Here is a 3,067-nt window from a genome sequence, read left to right on the forward strand (position 1 = left end):
GGATCATCTCACCAGGAGCCAGTGCACGGCCCGGATATCGTAAGGCACAAAGTTGCAGGGCAAAGCCAATCCTGTTTTCCGGTCTGCGGCGCTGCCTAATGTTTTCCAGGTCATCATCGCCCAGCGTGTAGAACTTCAGTAGCGACAGTTCGTCCGTGGGCAGATCGAACAGCGCTGCTCGCTGCCGTTCGGTGAAAATATGGCGTCGTGACATACAAATTCGTCCCTTTTGAAGTATAGTCTGTTTTGGACAACAGCCAGCCCATATAAATCAGGGCGTTCCGATACAAAAATCCAGGAGGGTTCAATTGGGACATCGTGCCGCCATTTACTGCCGGGTTTCAACAGCGGATCAGTCTTGTGAACGCCAGGAATTTGATCTGCGAGCCTTCGCCGGCCGTGCCGGCTACGACGTGGTGGGAATATTTAAGGAAACAGGTTCAGGAACTAAACTCGACCGGGCCGAGCGAAAGAAAGTCCTGGCGCTTGCCCAGTCCAGACAAATTGATGCAATCCTGGTCACTGAGCTTTCCCGGTGGGGGCGCTCGACGCTCGATCTGCTCAATACGCTACGTGAACTGGAGAACTGGAAGGTTTCCGTGATAGCCATGAATGGAATGGCGTTCGATCTTTCGTCGCCGTATGGACGAATGCTGGCGACGTTTCTTTCCGGCATTGCGGAGTTTGAGCGGGATCTCATCAGCGAGCGGGTCAAGTCAGGCCTTGCTGTTGCGAAGGCACGTGGTAAGAGGCTTGGTCGTCAGGCCGGAGTGCGACCAAAATCAGACCGACTTTTGCCTAAGGTGGTTGCGATGAGGGCCGAGGGACGCAGCTATCGCTGGATCGCACGCGAGCTCGGTATCAGCAAGAATACCGTCGCTGACATCGTGCAACGACACAGAGCTAACGCTTAGGGTGTCATTTCGCCCTCAGCCGGAACCGACCCCGGCCATAACCGGGTGAACCCGTCGGTCCGCGGAATGGCCGCCGCGTAAAAGATCTCACAGCATCCGGCAAGCAATAAATATATCCAGCCCAAAACTTCTGGCCTCAGTGTTAACGAAATGCGCCATTTTGACCTGTGGTATGTCTTTTCTGACAGCCATTCGTCACCGGCATGGACGGATAATTATCCATCAGCTGCTGTTCAGGCTTTTCAGGATAATGCGGCTCAGAGCAGCATCTGTCTGCAAACGGTGTCCTGTGTAATCATTTTCCATCACTACCCGTGTCAGTTTACGTTGCCAGCTCTTACTGACAGATACTATTTACTGACACGCGGCGGATAGTAAATTTCAGCCATGTTCTGGAAACAGACTGAGCAAATTTCTCAGAATGGAAACGCACCCTAGCCCCGCCAAGGCTTCGCTTTACGATAATTTACCTGAAGGCGGCCATTTACCTGACGGTGCATGATAAAATGTAACCACAGACCGACCGAATTTAACTTATTAATTTAATTATCTAAATTTCTTACATCAGTCAATCAGGCTGTGCATTGCATTTTTGGAGTGCACAGTCTCTGGGTTGCCTGATTCACAATTCGTAAGTCAACATCTCAGGGGGAGATTAAGTGACAGAAAACCCAATCGGATTAACCAGAAAAGTTATCAAGCCCGTTTCTAATTTTTTCAGTTCACCTGTAGCGGGCGGTATTGTGCTTATTATTGCTTCGGCAGCCGCTATCATCGTGGCCAATTCGCCCCTCAGGGAAGGTTATGAAACACTCCTGAAATACAAAACAGCAGGCCTGTCCGTTGAGCACTGGATAAACGATGCCCTGATGGCCGTATTCTTTATGATGGTCGGGCTGGAAATCAAGCGTGAGCTTGTCACCGGCCAGTTAGCCACCTGGAGCCAGCGTGCGTTGCCGGGCTTTGCCGCACTGGGTGGTCTGGCCGTACCTGCCCTGATTTACGTGGGGTTTAATGCCGGTCATGACGAAACCCTTTCCGGCTGGGCCATCCCGGCGGCCACGGATATTGCTTTTGCGCTCGGTGTACTCGCCTTACTGGGCAGTCGTGTGCCAGTCTCGCTAAAAATTTTCCTGTCGGCGCTGGCTATTCTGGATGACATGGGGGCGGTGGCTATCATCGCGCTCTTCTATACCAGCAACATTTCGCTTCTGATGCTGGGTGGTGCAGCGGCAATGGTTGCTCTGCTGTTTAGCCTGAACCGTGCCGGCGTGACGCGCCTGCTGCCCTATCTGCTGACGGGGGGAGTACTGTGGTTTTTCATGCTTCAGTCAGGCGTGCATGCCACCGTCGCGGGTATCCTGCTGGCGTTCTTTATCCCGCTGCGAACCAGGAATGCGGCTGATGAAGTGCCTCTGGACAGGCTTGAGCATGCCATCAACCCCTGGGTCACGTTTATGATACTGCCGCTGTTTGGCTTCGCCAATGCGGGCGTCGCGTTGTCGGGCATGACGATGAATGACCTGTTGTCGCCGGTTCCGGTAGGCGTGGCGCTGGGCCTGTTTTTGGGTAAACAGGCAGGTATCTTTGGCCTGTCGCTACTGGCCGTCAGCCTGGGCCTGGCGAAACGACCAGAGAAAAGTACCTGGTTACAGGTTTATGGTGTCTCGGTACTGTGTGGGATTGGTTTTACCATGAGCCTGTTTATCGGCAATCTGGCCTTTACAGGCAGCCCTCTGCTCGTTGATGAGGTCAAGGTGGGGGTTCTGGCAGGGTCCATACTGGCCGCTCTGGCCGGTATTTTGATACTGCGCTTTGCGCCTTCTAAGCAAGTCAGGTAACGTATTATCTACAGGAAAATCCCCGTGATAACGGGGGTTTTTTCACACTGTCAGTGTATATTCTGAAGAGAAAATTGAAATTATTTAATTTTATTATAAATAATTACCTTTCTATCTTTCACATTTTACAGGCGGAGCCCTGTTCAGATAAGTCAGGATGAACGCTGGCATATCAGTTAAAATATTATGTTATTCAAATAAATAGTCGGCTAACGTGGTTTTTTACACGACTGGCCCTCTAACCCCGCTACTGAATACTGACCGCCAAAAGGCGGTTTTTTTGTTCAAAGAAACTGATCTCAGTATCGCGCC

The 3,067-nt window shown here is 51.6% G+C and carries 3 protein-coding genes; 2 read left to right on the top strand and 1 reads right to left on the bottom strand.

What is annotated here, in order from left to right; translation table 11 throughout:
- On the bottom strand, window positions 1–214 hold a 214-nt coding region (locus ACOI7D_RS27570; RefSeq protein ID WP_163584163.1), incomplete at its 3' end, for a DUF4158 domain-containing protein.
- 94 nt (window positions 215–308) lie between these two features.
- On the opposite strand from ACOI7D_RS27570, the gene ACOI7D_RS27575 reads away from it, so the two are divergent.
- Both ACOI7D_RS27575 and nhaA read left to right on the top strand, forming a co-directional pair.
- Complete coding sequence (locus ACOI7D_RS27575) at window positions 309–914, top strand: recombinase family protein (RefSeq protein ID WP_000509966.1); 606 nt, start codon at window positions 309–311, stop codon at window positions 912–914.
- Window positions 915–1,573: 659 nt separating this feature from the next.
- Window positions 1,574–2,755 (top strand): Na+/H+ antiporter NhaA, encoded by a 1,182-nt coding sequence (gene nhaA / locus ACOI7D_RS27580; protein WP_004194048.1) that lies wholly within the window; start codon window positions 1,574–1,576, stop codon window positions 2,753–2,755.
- Window positions 2,756–3,067: the final 312 nt, after the last annotated feature.

Origin of the sequence: Klebsiella sp. C360 (genome assembly GCF_048822415.1) — a bacterium.
GTDB classification, from domain to species: Bacteria; Pseudomonadota; Gammaproteobacteria; order Enterobacterales; family Enterobacteriaceae; genus Klebsiella; species Klebsiella quasipneumoniae.